The organism is Pararhizobium sp. P1_E7, from assembly GCF_056405855.1.
This window is the reverse complement of sequence record NZ_JBFUBH010000002.1, coordinates 24,761-40,737: the sequence shown is the minus strand read 5'-3', so window position 1 is coordinate 40,737 and position 15,977 is coordinate 24,761. Positions and strand designations below refer to the sequence as shown.

14 protein-coding genes are annotated in these 15,977 nt (G+C 60.2%); 12 read left to right on the top strand and 2 right to left on the bottom strand.

Going from position 1 to position 15,977, the window contains the following annotated elements; genetic code table 11:
• Nucleotides 1-155: 155 nt before the first annotated feature.
• From AC1D17_RS02695 to AC1D17_RS02685, 3 genes are read left to right on the top strand one after another with little or no spacing between them, the layout of a single operon-like run.
• Nucleotides 156-2,105, top strand: coding sequence for a PrkA family serine protein kinase (locus AC1D17_RS02695; protein ID WP_477563902.1), 1,950 nt, complete (start codon nt 156-158; stop codon nt 2,103-2,105).
• 26 nt (nt 2,106-2,131) lie between these two features.
• Nucleotides 2,132-3,448 carry a YeaH/YhbH family protein gene (locus AC1D17_RS02690; RefSeq protein ID WP_477563901.1) on the top strand — a complete coding sequence of 439 codons (1,317 nt, stop codon included), beginning with the start codon at nt 2,132-2,134 and terminating at the stop codon, nt 3,446-3,448.
• Between the two features lie 12 nt (nt 3,449-3,460).
• Nucleotides 3,461-4,996, top strand: coding sequence for a SpoVR family protein (locus AC1D17_RS02685; RefSeq protein ID WP_477563900.1), 1,536 nt, complete (start codon nt 3,461-3,463; stop codon nt 4,994-4,996).
• 151 nt (nt 4,997-5,147) lie between these two features.
• Here AC1D17_RS02685 and AC1D17_RS02680 read toward each other — a convergent pair whose 3' ends face one another.
• Together AC1D17_RS02680 and AC1D17_RS02675 are read right to left on the bottom strand one after the other, a co-directional pair.
• Entirely contained in the window at nt 5,148-6,005 is an 858-nt protein-coding gene (locus AC1D17_RS02680; RefSeq protein WP_477563899.1) for a MurR/RpiR family transcriptional regulator, read from the bottom strand.
• A 101-nt stretch (nt 6,006-6,106) separates the two neighbouring features.
• Nucleotides 6,107-7,183, bottom strand: a complete 1,077-nt coding sequence (locus tag AC1D17_RS02675) for a polyamine ABC transporter substrate-binding protein (protein ID WP_477563898.1) — start codon at nt 7,181-7,183, stop codon at nt 6,107-6,109.
• A gap of 172 nt (nt 7,184-7,355) precedes the next feature.
• Here AC1D17_RS02675 and AC1D17_RS02670 point away from each other — a divergent pair, with 172 nt between their 5' ends.
• The 9 genes from AC1D17_RS02670 to AC1D17_RS02630 all read left to right on the top strand — a co-directional run bounded on the left by AC1D17_RS02670 (nt 7,356) and on the right by AC1D17_RS02630 (nt 15,974).
• Nucleotides 7,356-8,453, top strand: coding sequence for an ABC transporter ATP-binding protein (locus AC1D17_RS02670; protein WP_477563897.1), 1,098 nt, complete (start codon nt 7,356-7,358; stop codon nt 8,451-8,453).
• Entirely contained in the window at nt 8,450-9,349 is a 900-nt protein-coding gene (locus AC1D17_RS02665) for an ABC transporter permease (RefSeq protein WP_477563896.1), read from the top strand. The genes AC1D17_RS02670 and AC1D17_RS02665 overlap by 4 nt, the downstream gene beginning before the upstream one ends.
• 10 nt (nt 9,350-9,359) lie before the next feature.
• Nucleotides 9,360-10,190 (top strand): ABC transporter permease, encoded by an 831-nt coding sequence (locus AC1D17_RS02660; RefSeq protein WP_477563895.1) that lies wholly within the window; start codon nt 9,360-9,362, stop codon nt 10,188-10,190.
• Nucleotides 10,191-10,192: 2 nt separating this feature from the next.
• A complete protein-coding gene (locus AC1D17_RS02655) occupies nt 10,193-11,377 on the top strand; it encodes a DmpA family aminopeptidase (protein ID WP_477563894.1) in 1,185 nt (394 codons plus the stop codon).
• 321 nt (nt 11,378-11,698) lie between these two features.
• Nucleotides 11,699-12,199 carry an NADH-quinone oxidoreductase subunit J family protein gene (locus AC1D17_RS02650; protein WP_477563893.1) on the top strand — a complete coding sequence of 167 codons (501 nt, stop codon included), beginning with the start codon at nt 11,699-11,701 and terminating at the stop codon, nt 12,197-12,199.
• Nucleotides 12,199-12,501 (top strand): NADH-quinone oxidoreductase subunit NuoK, encoded by a 303-nt coding sequence (nuoK, locus tag AC1D17_RS02645; RefSeq protein WP_477563892.1) that lies wholly within the window; start codon nt 12,199-12,201, stop codon nt 12,499-12,501. The genes AC1D17_RS02650 and nuoK overlap by 1 nt, the downstream gene beginning before the upstream one ends.
• A gap of 5 nt (nt 12,502-12,506) precedes the next feature.
• Nucleotides 12,507-13,970 carry a monovalent cation/H+ antiporter subunit D family protein gene (locus tag AC1D17_RS02640; protein ID WP_477563891.1) on the top strand — a complete coding sequence of 488 codons (1,464 nt, stop codon included), beginning with the start codon at nt 12,507-12,509 and terminating at the stop codon, nt 13,968-13,970.
• Nucleotides 13,967-14,221 (top strand): hypothetical protein, encoded by a 255-nt coding sequence (locus tag AC1D17_RS02635; protein WP_477563890.1) that lies wholly within the window; start codon nt 13,967-13,969, stop codon nt 14,219-14,221. Before AC1D17_RS02640 ends, AC1D17_RS02635 begins: the two co-directional genes overlap by 4 nt.
• Entirely contained in the window at nt 14,214-15,974 is a 1,761-nt protein-coding gene (locus tag AC1D17_RS02630) for a Na(+)/H(+) antiporter subunit D (RefSeq protein ID WP_477563889.1), read from the top strand. Before AC1D17_RS02635 ends, AC1D17_RS02630 begins: the two co-directional genes overlap by 8 nt.
• The last annotated feature ends 3 nt before the right edge of the window (nt 15,975-15,977 follow it).

Below are 15,977 nucleotides of genomic sequence, written 5' to 3'. Positions count from 1 at the left end.
GCTGGTACCGCCCACGTTGCGCGGACCTCTTCGTTGTCAGATTCTCTGTTGTAACAATTATTTGAAGGAACTTTCGGAGCAAGGAAACGTTCATCTCGTTGAGCGAGCCGGCAGGCAGCGAACCCGTCTCAACGAACCGGCCGCGGGAGAGCATGATGCAAAAGACCCAGTCCGATGTCTTCGATCTCTTTTCGGAGATTTATACCAGCGCAGCGCAGGAGGAGATGAGTCTCCAGGAATATATACTTGCCTGCCGCGACGACAAAAGCATGTACGCCACCGCACAGGAGCGCATGGTCGCCGCCATTGGAGAGCCAAACTTCGTCGAAACCAGTGCCGATGAGCGCCTGGGCCGGATTTTCTCCAACCGGACCATCAAGGTCTATCCGACATTCGCCGATTTCTACGGGATGGAAGACACGATCGAGCGGATCGTCGGCTATTTCCGCTATGCCGCGCAGGGTCTCGAAGAGCGAAAGCAAATCCTTTACCTGCTCGGGCCTGTCGGCGGCGGCAAATCCTCGCTGGCCGAGAGGCTGAAGAAGCTGATGGAGCAGCGGCCCATCTACACATTGATGGTGGGCGGACAGATCAGCCCGGTCTTTGAATCTCCCCTCGGCCTTTTTCATCCCGAACGCATGGCCGATCTTCTCGAAGACAAATACGGCATTGCCAGGCGCCGCCTGACCGGCATGATCTCGCCTTGGGCGACCAAGCGCCTTGACGAGATCGGCGGCGATATCTCGAAATTCAGCGTCGTCAAACTGATGCCGTCCCGCCTGCGCCAGATCGGCATCGCCAAGACCGAGCCCGGCGACGAAAACAACCAGGACGTCTCCTCGCTGGTCGGCAAGGTCGATATCCGCCAGCTCGAAAACTTCAGCCAGGCCGATCCAGACGCCTATTCCTACAGCGGCGGCCTGAACCGGACGACGCAGGGCCTGCTCGAATTCGTCGAGATGTTCAAGGCGCCGATCAAGGTCCTGCATCCGCTGCTGACCGCGACCCAGGAAGGCAATTACAACGGTACGGAGAATTTCGGCGCCTTCCCCTATCAAGGCATCGTCGTCGCCCATTCGAACGAATCCGAATGGCTGCAGTTCAAGAACAACCGCAACAATGAAGCATTCCTCGACCGCATTCTGGTGGTCAAGGTGCCCTATTGCCTGCGTGTTACCGAAGAGCGGCAGATCTACGGCAAGCTGCTGCGCGAAAGCGAACTGGCCCAAAACCCCTGTGCGCCAGAGGTTCTGGAAAGCCTTAGCCGCTTCACCGTCTCGACACGGCTCACCCCGCATGAAAACTCGCCGCTTTATACCAAGATGCGGGTTTACGACGGCGAGAACCTGAAGGACGTCGATCCCAAGGCGAAATCGGTGCAGGAATATCGCGACGCAGCCGGTGTCGATGAGGGCATGAACGGCGTCAGCACACGCTTCGCCTTCAAGGTTCTGTCGGAGACCTTCAATTACGACAGCAAGGAGATCGCTGCCGATCCGGTCCATCTGATGTATGTCATCGAACAGGCGATCAGGCGCGAGCAGTTCCCCAAGGAAACCGAGGCGGCCTATCTCGACTTCATCAAGTCGGAACTGGCCACACGTTATGCCGAGTTCATCGGCCATGAAATCCAGAAGGCCTATCTGGAATCCTACAGCGAATATGGCCAGAACCTGTTCGATCGCTATATCGCCTATGCCGACGCCTGGCTTGAGGATCAGGATTTCAAGGATCCAGACACCGGGCAGATTCTCAACCGGACAATTCTCGACAACGAATTGTCGCAGATCGAAAAACCGGCCGGCATCGCCAATCCGAAGGATTTCCGCAACGAGGTCGTCAAGTTCACCCTGCGCGCGCGCGCCAAGAACAACGGCCGCAACCCGTCCTGGATGAGCTATGAAAAGCTGCGCGAAGTGATTGAGAAGCGGATGTTCGGCCAGGTGGAGGATTTGCTGCCGGTCATTAGCTTCGGGTCCAAGAAGGACAGCGCCAGCGAAAAACAACATGCCGAATTCGTCCACCGCATGATCGAGCGGGGATATACCGAGCGGCAGGTGCGGCGGCTGGTGGAATGGTACATGCGCGTCAACAAGGCAGGGTGAGAAACACCGATGTCTGGGGGTAGCCAATGCCGAATTTCATCGACCGTCGCCTTAACCCGAAGGACAAGAGCCTCGGCAATCGCCAGCGCTTCCTGAAGCGGGCCCGCGAGGAGCTGAAGCGCTTCATCAAGGATCGTGTCAAGACCGACCGGATTGCCGACGTGGATACCGGGCACGCCGTCCCCATGCCCGCACGCGGCGCCAATGAGCCGACGTTCCAACCGGCCCGCGGCAGCGGCGACCGGCAATATGTCCTGCCCGGCAACCGCGACTACATGCCGGGCGACCGCATCGACAAACCGCAGGGCAGCGGCGGCGGCTCAGGCTCGGCCGCCGGCAAGGGGCTCGCCGAGGACGATTTTCAGTTCCTGCTGTCGCGCGAGGAGGTCCTCGAACTGTTTTTCGAGGACCTCGAACTTCCCGATATGGTCAAGCTCAGCCTGAAGGAATCCGTCGCCTTCAAACCGCGACGGGCAGGCTTTGCCACCAGCGGCTCTCCCACGAATATCAATGTGGGCCGCACCATGCGCAACAGCTACGGACGGCGCATCGCGTTGCAGCGCCCTGGGCGAAAGACGCTGGAGGCGCTGGAGCAGGAAATCGGCAGGCTCGAAGCGGAACGGAATCCGGATCTCAATCAGCGCCAGCATTTGGATGCCTTGCGCGCGCAACTCGACCTGCTGGAGCGCCGCCGCCGGCGTATACCCTATGTCGATCCTGTCGATATCCGTTTCAACCGGTTCGAACGCCAGCCATTGCCCAATGCCAACGCCGTGATGTTCTGCCTGATGGATGTTTCAAGCTCGATGGGCGAACGCGAGAAAGACCTTGCCAAGCGTTTCTTCGTGTTGTTGCATCTGTTCCTGAAACGCCGCTACGACCGGATCGACATCGTCTTCATTCGCCACACCGACGAGGCCGGCGAAGTCGACGAGGAGACCTTCTTCTACAGCACCCAGAGCGGCGGCACGGTGGTCTCCACGGCGCTTGAGGAAATGCTTCGCATCATTCAGGAGCGCTATCCTGCAAAGGAATGGAACATCTATGCCGCCCAGGCCTCGGACGGCGACAATGCCTCGCGCGATTCAGAGCGGTGCGCCTCGCTTCTCACCCAGGAACTGATGCGGCTTTGCCAGTATTATGCCTATGTCGAGATCATCGACGAGCGCGAAACCGAAATCTTCGGATCGACCGACAACGGCACCTCGCTGTGGCGCGCCTATCGCACCGTCGATGGAGAATGGCCGAATTTCCAGATGACCCGGATCGCAAGGCCCTCCGATATCTACCCTGTCTTCCGAAAGCTCTTCGCCAGACAGCCAACCCTGCAATATCGCAGATAAACGGAGCCCGGCATGGGAAAGAACGCAGGCGCAAAACTGCTGTTCCGCAGTTCCGACTGGAACTTCAGGACGCTGGGGCATGCCTATGACGCGATCGAGACGATTGCGCTGGATGAACTCGGGCTCGATGTCTATCCCAACCAGTTGGAGATCATCTCGTCAGAGCAGATGCTCGACGCCTACTCTTCCGTCGGCATGCCGCTGATGTACCAGCACTGGTCGTTCGGCAAGCGCTTCGTCTACGAGGAGCATGCATACCGCAAGGGCCATCACGGCCTTGCCTATGAGCTGGTGATCAACTCCAACCCCTGCATCACCTATCTGATGGAAGAAAACACCATGGCCATGCAGACCCTGGTGACCGCGCATGCGGCCTTCGGCCACAATCATTTCTTCAAGAACAACTACCTGTTTAAACAATGGACCGATGCCGGGGCGATCCTCGGCTATATGGACTTTTCCAAGAAATATATCGCCAAATGCGAGGAAAGACATGGGACATCCGCCGTGGAGGCCATTCTGGATTCCGCCCATGCATTGATGGACCAGGGCGTCTTCCGTTACCGCCGCCCGCCGCGCCTGTCGTCGAAGAAGGAGCAAGAACGGGCCCGGGAAAGACTGGAGTACGAGGAGCAGACCTATAGCGACCTGTGGCGCACACTTCCGCGTGCTACCGGCCGCCCCGACCCGGCGGAGGCGGAACGCGATGCCCTTGAGCGGAAAAAGGTGCTCAATCTGCCGGAGGAGAACCTTCTTTATTTCCTGGAGAAGAACAGTCTGGTGCTCGAGCCCTGGCAACGCGAACTGCTGCGTATCGTCCGGGTGATCGCCCAGTATTTTTATCCGCAGCGGCAGACCAAAGTGATGAACGAGGGGTGCGCCACCTTCGTGCACTATACGATCATCAACAGACTGTTCGATCAGGGCAAGATCAGCGAAGGCACCATCCTTGAAATGCTCCACAGCCATTCCAGCGTGGTTTTCCAGCCGCATTTCGATGATCCCCGCTATTCCGGGATCAATCCCTACGCGCTTGGATTTGCGATGATGCAGGACATCGAACGCATCTGCAACCAGCCGACATCCGAGGACCGCGACTGGTTCCCCGACATTGCCGGAAGCGGGCAGTGGCGCGAGACGCTGCTCGACGCCTGGGCAAACCACCGGGACGAATCCTTTATCCTGCAATATCTGAGCCCAGCGCTGATCCGCAAGTTCAGGCTGTTCCAGCTGACCGACCAGGCGGACAACAAATATTGCGAAGTCGCCTCGATCCACAACGAGCAGGGTTACGGCGAAATCCGCAAGGCCTTGGCCAGAAGCTACGACGTCGCCGCCAACCAGCAGGACATCCAGGTTTTCGACGTCGATCTGTTGGGGGATCGCCGGCTTCGCCTGGAGCACCGGATGAAGAACGGGATCGTGCTTGAAGAGGCAAGCCGCGACGAGACTTTGCGCCACATCCGGCATTTGTGGGGATATGAGGTGAGCCTAGCGGGTGTCGACGCCGAGAGTGGGCGTGTGCGCTACGAATGCTCGACGGGCTAGAGTGTCGCCTTTGTCAAGTAATACCAAATCTCGATGATAGAGCGGATGCCGGACTCTGCAGATTGGAAGGTTTTGTTGTTTCCACTTCCGCGTGTCAGTCACAAAATGGCGCGTTGGCGGAACGAGACTCGACGGGGCTGCGGCCCTCCCGTCATTTCGCTTCGAAATCCTTGAAGACGTCCTGCAGGCGGGTCAGGGTTTCGACCCGTTCGCTGACATCGTCCCCCAGGACGACGATGATGTTGGAGAGCATCAGGTCCATGACCGCAGTCATGGTGGCGGCGCCGTCCCAGAGCGGACCGTGCGATCCGGGCACGATCAGGGCGATATCGGATACTTCCTCCGCCCAGGGGCAGAATTCGTCGGTCAGAAGAACCACCTTGACGCCGGCGCGGCGCGCCTCGATGGCCAGCGGCCTTGCTTTGGCGGCGAAGCGGCGAACATCGTGCAGGAACAGCAGACGCCCTTCAACCGAGCCGTCCAGCAACTCGGCGTAGGTGCCGTTTAGCCCATCGACAAACTGAACGCGCGGCCGGGTATAGGAAAGCTGACTGGCGAAATACTGCGCGATGCCGCGCACATTCTGGTAGGCGGCGACATAGACCTCGCTCGCATCGACCAGCGCGTTGACGATCAGCTGCCATTCCGGCTGGGCCGTGAGTTCGTAGATTACTCCCAGATTGTCGATCTGCTGGCGAATGAGGCCGGCCATAAGTTTGCCGTCGCGCACATCCTGCTGCAGACGATCGACCTGGCCCTTGACCTGCCAGGCCGGATTGGAGCTGCCGCGCCGCAATTCATGCTTCAGGTGGTCGAGGCCATCGAAGCCGAGGCGACGCAGGTAACGCCCGACAGTCATCGGGCTGACCCCGAGCCGCGTTGCGATCGAACGCGCGGTTTCGAACGGCAGATCGGCGATGTTCCGCTCGATATAGCCGGCAATCAGCTTGTCGGATTTGGAACGCCGCATGGCCTCGCCTTGCAGCGCCTTCAGGATGGTCTTCGACAAATGTACCTCCCCCGCTGGCCGGTTAACGCTACGCTCATATCCTTGCGCCGCAAATGAGGCGCAAGGCTTTGTCCGGCATGCCCGCTCCCCCGGATCTGTCCTTACTCGGCGGTTTTGACCTTCGTCCAGACCCTGTCGACCTGACGCAGGCCCGGCCCCAGATCCTCGAAAATTTGCAGGCGCTTCATCGTTTCTGCGGGTGGATTGATTTCCTTGCTATTCTTGATGTTATCCGGCGTCAATGCCCGGGCAGGAACGTTCGGCGTGCCGTTGGTCTGCTGGGAGACGTTGAGGGCCGCGATCTCCGGACGGGTATAGAACTGCATGAACTTGGTGGCGCTGTCCTTGTTTGGCGCGCTCTTCAGGATGCACATATCTTCCTGGTACATGGTGCCGCCTTCCTCGGGGATCACATAGCCGAGATCCTTTTCATTGGCGAAGACGTCCACCATGGCGCCGACGAAGAAATGTCCGGCGGCAACATCGCCCGATTGCACCATGGGGCGCGTGTCGTATGTGAAGGCGGCGACGTCCGGCTTCATGTCGATGATGGTCTGCGCTGCCGCCTGCAGATCGGCTCCTTCGGTCGAGTTGACGCTTCGGCCGTTAAGCATGAGGCCGACGGCCATCACCTCGCGCATGTCGTCCAGAAGGGTAAACTTGACATTCTTTGCCTTGGCGGTGGCGATCAGGTCCTTCCAGCCGGTGATGTCCTTGCCGAGGATCCTGCGGTTATAGAAGATGCCGACAGAGCCCCAGGCATAAGGCAGGCAATATTCGCCGTTCGGATCGCTTTTCGTCCGCAGGAAGGCCGGATCGATGTTCTTGAAGCCTTCGTATTTATTGATATCGGTTTTCTCAAGCAGGTCGAGCTTGGCCATGATGTCCTGCATGTGCACGGACGGAAAGACGATATCGTAACCGGTGGCGCCGCCCTGGATCTTCGCCAGCATTTCCTCGTTGGAGGAATAGGTGGCGAGATTGACCTTGATTTTCGTTTCCTGCTCGAAGGTCTTCAGCACTTCCGGATTGATGTACTCGCCCCAGTTGTAGATGTTGAGTTCTTCGGCGAAGGCAACCGTGCCGGCCGACAGCATCATGCCCATAGACAGAACTGCCGCACCCACGCCCTTTGCCAGCGTGCGTCGGGGCGTCCGGATGTATTTCATCTCGTTCATGCACATTCTCCTCTGGTGTTATTGCAAGCCTGCTCGTGTCAGGTCTTGTGCCTTCATGGTTTCCCTTGGGCGTCTCGTCCGGTTCTTGGCGACCGTTGACTTCGATGTATAAATGATATCCATATATCCAAATCGCACAAGAGTTATATGAATAACATTTTAGGGGGACCGGATGCGAGACTCGATCGTCAGGCTGGTGGGCGCCCGAAAGGCCTTCACCCTGCCCGAAGGCAATGTGATCACGGCGCTTGACGCCATCGATCTCGATGTCAGCCGCAATGAATTTCTAACGCTGCTGGGGCCTTCAGGCTGCGGCAAAACCACACTGCTGCAATCGATCAACGGCTTCGTGTCGCTGGATGCGGGTCGCATCTTTATCGACGAGCAGGATATCACCGAACGCCCGCCGCACCGCCGACCGGTCAACACCGTCTTCCAGAACTACGCCCTCTTCCCCCACATGACGATCGGCGAGAATACCGGCTACGCCCTGGAAATCGCCGGTGCCGGCAAAGAGGAGCGGCGCAGGAAAGTGGCCGCCGCCCTGCAGATGATGGGGCTCTCCGGCCTCGAAGGCCGCAAGCCGCGGCAACTTTCAGGCGGCCAGCAACAACGCGTGGCGCTGGCGCGGGCCATCGTCGCACGACCGAAGTTGCTGCTTCTCGACGAGCCGCTGTCGGCGCTCGACCGCAACCTGCGCCAGGCGATGCAGATTGAGCTGAAAACGCTGCAACATGAGCTTGGCATCTCCTTCATCTTCGTCACGCATGACCAGCAGGAGGCGTTGACCATGTCGGACCGCGTCGCGGTGCTGAACGGTGGCCGCATCCAGCAGCTCGATACGCCGCGCGCCATTTACGACAGGCCAGCCAATACTTTCGTCGCCACCTTCGTCGGCGCCAGCAACCTTTTTGAGGGACAGTTCGACGGCCATCAGCTGATCACCGCCGATGGTCTTTCGATCCGTGCCGCAGCGGACGGCCCGGCCCTGACCCAGGCTGCGACCGCGCTGATCCGGCCGGAGCAATTCGTGCTGGGCGGTGCGTCCGACTGGCCGTCCCTGGATGTCGCGATCCAGCAGATCATCTTCGTCGGCGCCGCCTTCGAGCTGCACGGCCACACGCAGGAAGGCCGCAAGATCATCGCCACCATTCCCGCCGCCAGCGCGCCGCTGATCGGCACGGTCGAACAGGAACGCCGGGCGCAGCTGCGCTATGATCCGGCCTCCGTCCATATCATCCGGCCGCAGACAGCCGAGGCTCGGCCATGAACATCATTGCCCGCAGCCGCCTGCAGCTCGGCATTCTGCTTGGACCGGTAACGCTGTTTCTCGCCGTCTTCTTCCTTGGCCCGCTGGCGATCATGATCGTCACCAGCCTCCTGGCTCCGGGCCTCTACGGCGGTGTCGAATGGACATTCTATCCGCATAATTTCGGTCGCATCCTTGGCTTTGCAGACCCAGCCTTCGAGGATTTCGATCCAATTTACCTATCGATCTTCTTCCGCTCACTGAAGATTGCGGCTCTGACGGTGGTGGCGACGCTGCTCGTCTGCTACCCCGCCGCCTTCTGCATCAGCCGGCTTTCAGAGCGGTGGAAGAATTTCTGCCTGTTTCTCATCACCCTGCCGTTCTTCACCAGCATGATCGTGCGGCTGTTTATCTGGGTGCTGATCCTGCGCCAGACCGGCCTCGTCAACGAAGTGCTGTTGACTACGGCCCTCATCGCCCGGCCGCTTGAGCTGATCTACACCGATGGCGCCATCATACTCGGCATGGTCTATATTTTCATTCCGTTCATGTTCATGCCGCTCTACGCCAGCGTCGAAAAGCTCGACTGGTCTCTGGTGCGCGCCTCGCAGGATCTGGGCGCCGGGCCGATCCGCACCTTCCTGCGCATCATCCTCCCGTTGACCGCACCCGGCATTGCCGGTGGCTCGATCATCGTGTTCATCCCCGCGCTCGGCAATTTCGTCGTGCCGGCGGTGCTGGGCGGCTCCAAGGTGATGATGCTCGGCAATCTCATCGAGCAGCAGTTCCTTTCGGCCCGAAACTGGCCGTTCGGGGCGGCACTGGCGATGATGGTGATGAGCGTCATGCTCGTTCTGCTGATGGTCTACGTCCTGGTCCAGGGCCGGCGTGACGATGACCCGGCGCTGGCCCATTGAGGAGAGCATGATGAGAATGATCTCCTCGATTGCCCGCAGCAGCCTGGTTTTCTACACGGTGCTGTTCTTCACCTTCATCTACCTGCCGTTGGCTCTGATCGTCGTCTATTCGTTCAACGCCAACCCGGTGAACATGATGACCTGGTCCGGGTTCACCACCGACTGGTACGCGCAGGTTCTGGGCTTCAAGACGACCATTTCGGAAAGTGCCCTCTACATTGAATCGACCGACCAGTTGGTCGCTGCGCTGCGCAACAGTCTGATCATCGCGGTTTCCACCACCGTCATCGCCACGATCTTCGGTACGGCCATTGCGCTTGCGATCCACCGCTTCGCCTTTTTCGGCAAGCGGGCCTATCGCGTGCTGATGTTCATGCCGATGCTGATGCCGGATATCGTGCTCGGGATTGCGCTTTTGATCTTCTTCGTGGGCGCCGGCGTCAGGCTCGGCATGGGCACGATCATTATCGGCCAGTGCACCTTCCTGATCTCCTATGTCTTTATCGTCGTCTCGGCGCGGTTGGCCGGCATGGACCGCACACTGGAAAACGCCTCGGCCGATCTTGGCGCCAACGAGTGGACGACCTTCCGCAAGGTGGTTCTGCCGCAGTTGATGCCCGGCATTGTCGGCGGGGCATTGCTCGCGTTCATCATCTCGATGGATGATCTGGTGATCACCTATTTCATCGCCGGCGTCGATGTCACCACCCTGCCGATGTTCATCTTTGCGATGCTCCGGCGCGGTCTCAAGCCAGAGATCAATGCCATCGCGGTCATGATGCTCACCTTCTCCTTCGCGATCGCTTCCCTTGGCCTTTACATTCGCTCCCGACAGAGATGACCATGCAAAACAATGCCTCAAAGACCAGAAAACCCCGCGCCCGCGATCTCGGCTTGCCCTTTGCCGGCAGAACCGGCCCCCTGAACGCGATTACCGATGTCGATGGCGTGGCAGTTGGCCTGCGGACCATCCTCGAAGATACGCCACGGCCAGGACGCACGCGCCCGGTGCGTACCGGCGTCACCGCCATTCTTCCACATTCGACATCGGGTGAACCGGTTCCCGTCTATGCCGGCATTCATCGTTTCAACGGCAATGGCGAGATGACCGGCACGCATTGGATTGAGGATGGCGGCCATTTTCTCGGGCCGGTCATGATCACCAATACCCATGGCGTCGGCATGACCCATCATGCGACGATCAAATGGATGCTGGAAAAATACGCCTCCACCTATGACAGTGACGATTTTCTCTGGATCATGCCGGTGGTGGCCGAGACCTATGACGGCGTATTGAACGATATCAACGGGTTGCACCTTACCGAGGCAGATGTACATGCAGCGCTCGCCGAGGCGTCGACAGGCCCGGTTGCCGAGGGAAACACCGGCGGCGGTACAGGCATGATCACCTACGGTTTCAAGGGCGGCACGGGAACCTCATCGCGCATCGTCGAGATCGGTGGGCGAAACTACACGATCGGCACGCTTGTGCAGGCCAATCACGGTCAGCGTGACTGGCTGACGATCTGCGGCGTTCCTGTCGGCCAGCACATGCGCGATGGCACCCCGCAGAGCCAGATGCCCGAGCGCGGCTCGATCATCGTCGTGGTGGCGACCGACTTGCCGCTCGCGCCGCACCAGCTGAAGCGCATGGCGCGGCGCTGCTCTATCGGCATCGGCCGCAACGGCACGCCTGGCGGCAACAATTCCGGCGACATCTTCCTGGCCTTCTCCACGGCCAACAGCCAGGCCATGCCGCACCGCGCCGCCTCGCATCTGTCGCTCGAAATTCTCAACGACGAAGGTCTCGACCCAATCTACATGGCCGTGGTCGATAGCGTCGAAGAGGCGGTGGTCAACGCCATGCTGGCAGCCGAAGACGCCGGCGGGACCGCCTATGACCGGTTCCGGATCGAGGCGATCAAAACCGGTCCTCTGCTGGATTTGTTGAAGCAATATGGCAGGCTGGAAACAGACCCTACAAGTACGGGCCCGCAGGAGCGCTGGTTTGAATGCCCATCGCAATGAAAGCCGCTGCGAAGCCCGTCCGATGTTCATCGCTGCAACGATGAAGCAAATGCTGAAAGTGGCTGGCTCTGACCAGCCATCTTTTCGAGATCACCACGTCATCCAAATGCCAGATCTCATTTCGCCAACGCTTCTGACGTCGTAGCCGGCGGGCATAGTCGTGCCCCCAGACCGGCCCACGGTCTTGTTCCGCCGGTGACAATAATCTTGTGAAAAAACCGATACTAGGGCACAATTTGTGAACGCATCTGAAGTTGCGGCGCAATCTCAAAACCGGCCGTCTCGCGCCGAGTGACAGTTCGCGTCGGAGGGTCGGCGTCGATGGATCAGGGGTTCTTTCTTCTGTTCGCTACGGTATCCGTGATCACGGCCCTGCTCGTGGTCCTGGCGCGCAATCCGGTTCACAGCGCATTGGCGCTGATGGCATGTTTCCTCAATATTTCGGCAATCTTCGTCTTGCTCGAGGCGCCGTTTCTCGCGGTCATCCAGATCTTCGTCTATGTCGGCGCGATCATGGTTCTGTTCCTCTTCGTGATCATGATGATCGATGTGCGCGAAGCGATGCTGCAGCGGTTCTTGCCGGGTGGAAACCTGCCTGCCCTGGGGCTGCTCGTCCTGCTTGGCGTCGAGATGCTCGTCCTGGTACTCTGGAGCGACCGTTTTTCGGTCACGGAGCCCATCGCGATGCGCGGCGGAGATGAAATCAGGCAGCTCAGCACGACACTTTTTTCCGGCTATCTCCTGCCGTTTGAAGCCGCCTCCGTCATCTTGCTGGCGGCACTGGTCGGCGCCATCGTGCTGGCGCGCAAGGAGCAGGGGTGATGGTTCCGCTCTCGTGGTACGTCCTGCTTGGAGTGGTCCTGTTCGTGATCGGAGCGGCGGGCGTTCTGCTCAGGCGCAACATTCTGGTCGTGCTGATGTCGCTGGAACTGCTGCTCAACTCGGTCAACATCAATTTCATCGCTTTCGGGCGTTACTACGCAGATTTCCGCGGGCAGATTTTCGCGATCTTCGTCATCGCAATCACCGCCGCTGAGGTTGCCGTCGCCCTTGGCATCCTGGTCGCTCTTGTGAGGAACAAATCCACCCTCAAGGTCGACGACGTGACCATGATGAAAGGATAGCGGCCTTGGACCCGGTGATATCGATCCGGCCGCTCCTTGCCGTCGCCGTCGCAGGCTTGGCGGCCCTTGCCGTTCTCCTCTTGCACAACCGCGAGAAACTCCGCGATGCCGTCTCGCCGTTGGCCGCGATCGCCATGTTCGCAATTGTCGTTTCGATGGCGCCTACGGTCCTTTCGGGCGGGACGGTCGAATTGCATCTGTTCGAGGTTCTGCCGGGGATTGACTTCGCCTTCCGGGTCGATGCGCTCGGCATGGTTTTCGCCACCGTTTCGTCGCTGCTTTGGATCGTCGCGGCGATCTACTCGATCGGTTACATGCGGCACCTGAAGGAGCATGCGCAGACCCGTTTCTTCGCCTGCTTCGCCGCCAGCCTCGCGGCGGCCGCCGGGGGCGCCTTCGCCGCCAATCTGTTTACACTGGTGATCTTCTACGAGGTGCTCAGCCTCGTTACCTATCCGCTCGTCTACCACCACGAGAACGAAGAGGGATGGACGGGCAGCCGCAAGTACCTGGTCTATCTGATGGGCGCGTCGAAAAGCGTGCTACTCGCCGCGCTGGCGCTGACCTACCACATTGCGGGGTCGCTCGACTTTGTGCCGGGGGGGCTGCTGGCGGGGGTCGATGCCTCTGCGGCGCTCATGACGGTTGTCTATTTCTGCTATCTCTTCGGCTTCGCCAAGGCTGCAGTGATGCCAATGCACGCCTGGCTGCCTGCCGCGATGGTGGCACCGACGCCGGTCAGCGCGCTCTTGCATGCGGTGGCCGTGGTCAAGATGGGCGTGTTCTGCGTGCTGCGGGTGGTGTTCCATGTCTTCGGCGTCGGGCTGGTCGGCGGGCTGGGGCTGGGCCTCGCCACAGCCTATCTGGTTTCGTTCACGATCCTGATGGCGTCGGTCTACGCCCTGACGCGGGACGACCTGAAGGCGCGGCTCGCCTATTCGACGGTCAGCCAGCTCTCCTACATCGTGTTGGGCGCTGTTCTGTTGTCGCCCGTCGCGATGGTCGGCGGGATCATCCACATTGCGGCTCATGCCTTTTCAAAGATCACACTCTTTTTCTGCGCCGGGTCGATCTATTGCGCGTCCGGCAAGCGCAATATCAGCGACATGGCCGGCATCGGCCGCAAGCTGCCCTGGACGATGGGGGCATTTTTTGTCGCCTCGCTGAGCATGATCGGGGTGCCGCCGACCGCGGGCTTCGTCAGCAAGTGGTATCTGGCGCTGGGGTCGGTGGAGGCGGGGCAAATCGCGTTCCTGATCGTGCTCCTGGTGAGTTCGATCCTGAACGCCGCCTATTTCCTGCCGGTCAGCTATGTCGCTTTTTTCGGCACGGAGGCACAGGAAAGCCCGGCGACGGTTCGTGAAATTCCGATGATGACGATCCCGCTGGTTGCAACTGCCGTCCTGTCGGTGTCGATGGGCATCTTCCCGGACTATTTTCTCACCCTGGCGGACGGAGTGGTCAGATGATCAAGCGTGTCGTCGACTTCTTTGGTGACGAAGAATATGCAAGGCCGCGCCGCCGGCTGTTCTATCTGGCGCTCGTTCTGATCGTCGTCGCCGACTTCCTGGTCTTCCGCGACCATGCCGAATATCTGTGGGACCGCCTGCCCGGCTGGTCCGCCGTCTACGGCTTCTTATCCTGCGTGCTGCTGATTTTCGTTTCGAAGTTCCTCGGCCATCGGGTTGGGCTCATGCGGCGCGAGGACTATTATGATTGACTTCGTCCACCCTGCCCTTCTGTTCATTCTCGGCGCCCTGCCGATCCCCTTCCTGAAAGGGCCGATCGGCAAGGCTTATCTGCTGCTGATCCCGGCGCTGGCGATCCTCGCCGTGCTGACCGCGCAGCCGGGCAGCTACGGCGCGGCGTCGTTCGTCGGGCAGGACATTCTGGTCGCGAGGGTGGACAAGCTGAGTATCGTCTTCGCCACCGTTTTCACCATCATGGCTCTGATCGGAACGGTCTACGCCCTGCACCTGACGCGCGCCGGCCAGCATGTGGCGGCATTCATCTACGTCGGCAGCGCGCTTGGCGTGGTATTCGCCGGCGACTACCTGACCCTGTTCCTGTTTTGGGAAGGCATGGCGTTCGCCTCCGCCTATCTGGTCTTCGCGCAGCGCGGCGAGCCTGCGATCCGCGCCGGGTTCCGGTATCTCATGGTCCATATCACCGGCGGCGTCGCACTGCTCGGTGGCATCATTCTCCACGGGGTCGCCACCGGTTCGCTGCTCTTCGGCCCGATCGAGGGGGAAATGGGTGTGGCCGCCTACCTGATCCTTGCCGGGTTCATCCTCAACGCTGCGGTACCGCCGCTCAACGCCTGGCTGACAGACGCCTACCCGGAAGCGACTGTCACCGGGGCGGTGTTCATGAGCGCCTTCACCACCAAGACCGCCGTCTATGTGCTGGCGCGGGCGTTTCCGGGGACCGAGCTTCTGGTTTGGCTCGGCACCGTGATGGCGCTCTACGGCGTCATTTACGCGGTGCTGGAGAATGACTGCCGGCGGCTGCTCGCCTATCATATCGTCAGCCAGGTGGGCTACATGGTCGCGGGTATCGGCATCGGGACCGAGATGGCGGTAAACGGGGCCACCGGGCATGCCTTCGCGCACATCCTCTACAAAGGACTTCTGTTCATGGGTGCGGGCGCGGTGATCCACGTCACCGGCCGCCGCAAACTTACCGAGCTTGGTGGGCTCTACAGGACCATGCCGCTGACCGTGGCGCTCTACATGGTCGGCGCCTTCGCAATCTCGGCGTTCCCATTCTTCTCGGGTTTTGTCACCAAGTCGATGGTCATCGCCGCCGCCGGACACGATCACCGGGCGCTGGTGGTGCTGGCTCTGACAATGGCGTCGTCGGGGACGTTCCTGCACACGGGCTTGAAGCTGCCATACTACATGTTTTTCGGCACCGACCGGAAACTGGAAGCGCGGGAACCGCCGCGAAACATGCTGGTTGCGATGGGCATGGCGGCGGTGCTCTGCGTGGCGATCGGGGTGTTCCCTCAGCCGCTATACGCATTGTTGCCTTATCCGGTCGATTTTGAACCCTATACCGGCGCCCATGTCACCGAGAGCCTCGGCCTGCTGATGTTCACCGCTTTGGGGTTCGTGGTGTTCCTCAAGGCGCTCGACCCGGAGAATACCATCAGCATCGACACCGACTGGTTCTACCGCAAGGGCGGGCGGCTCTTCATGTGGTTCGCCGAAAAACCGGTGGCACGTTACGAGAAGGTGATGAGCAACGTGTCGGAGACCGCGGCGCTGCCCTTCCTGCATGGAGCGGCACGGGCGGGGATGTGGGTCGATCGCACCGGCGTGGACGCCGTCGTGAACGGCGTCGCCCGCTCGATCCTGCGCGGTGGCGGGGCGCTGCGGCGGCTCCAGACCGGCGTCGTGACCCACTATGCGCTGGCGATGATCGGCGGTGTGATCGCAGCCACCGTCGTCTTCGCCGTCGTGTGGCGGTAGGGG

Coding starts and splice junctions, on each gene's coding strand:
- AC1D17_RS02695 (WP_477563902.1), top strand. CDS start 156: ATGCAAAAGACCCAGTCCGATGTCTTCGATCTCTTTTCGGAGATTTAT.
- AC1D17_RS02690 (WP_477563901.1), top strand. CDS start 2,132: ATGCCGAATTTCATCGACCGTCGCCTTAACCCGAAGGACAAGAGCCTC.
- AC1D17_RS02685 (WP_477563900.1), top strand. CDS start 3,461: ATGGGAAAGAACGCAGGCGCAAAACTGCTGTTCCGCAGTTCCGACTGG.
- AC1D17_RS02675 (WP_477563898.1), bottom strand. CDS start 7,183: ATGAACGAGATGAAATACATCCGGACGCCCCGACGCACGCTGGCAAAG.
- AC1D17_RS02670 (WP_477563897.1), top strand. CDS start 7,356: ATGCGAGACTCGATCGTCAGGCTGGTGGGCGCCCGAAAGGCCTTCACC.
- AC1D17_RS02665 (WP_477563896.1), top strand. CDS start 8,450: ATGAACATCATTGCCCGCAGCCGCCTGCAGCTCGGCATTCTGCTTGGA.
- AC1D17_RS02660 (WP_477563895.1), top strand. CDS start 9,360: ATGAGAATGATCTCCTCGATTGCCCGCAGCAGCCTGGTTTTCTACACG.
- AC1D17_RS02655 (WP_477563894.1), top strand. CDS start 10,193: ATGCAAAACAATGCCTCAAAGACCAGAAAACCCCGCGCCCGCGATCTC.
- AC1D17_RS02650 (WP_477563893.1), top strand. CDS start 11,699: ATGGATCAGGGGTTCTTTCTTCTGTTCGCTACGGTATCCGTGATCACG.
- nuoK (WP_477563892.1), top strand. CDS start 12,199: ATGGTTCCGCTCTCGTGGTACGTCCTGCTTGGAGTGGTCCTGTTCGTG.
- AC1D17_RS02635 (WP_477563890.1), top strand. CDS start 13,967: ATGATCAAGCGTGTCGTCGACTTCTTTGGTGACGAAGAATATGCAAGG.
- AC1D17_RS02630 (WP_477563889.1), top strand. CDS start 14,214: ATGATTGACTTCGTCCACCCTGCCCTTCTGTTCATTCTCGGCGCCCTG.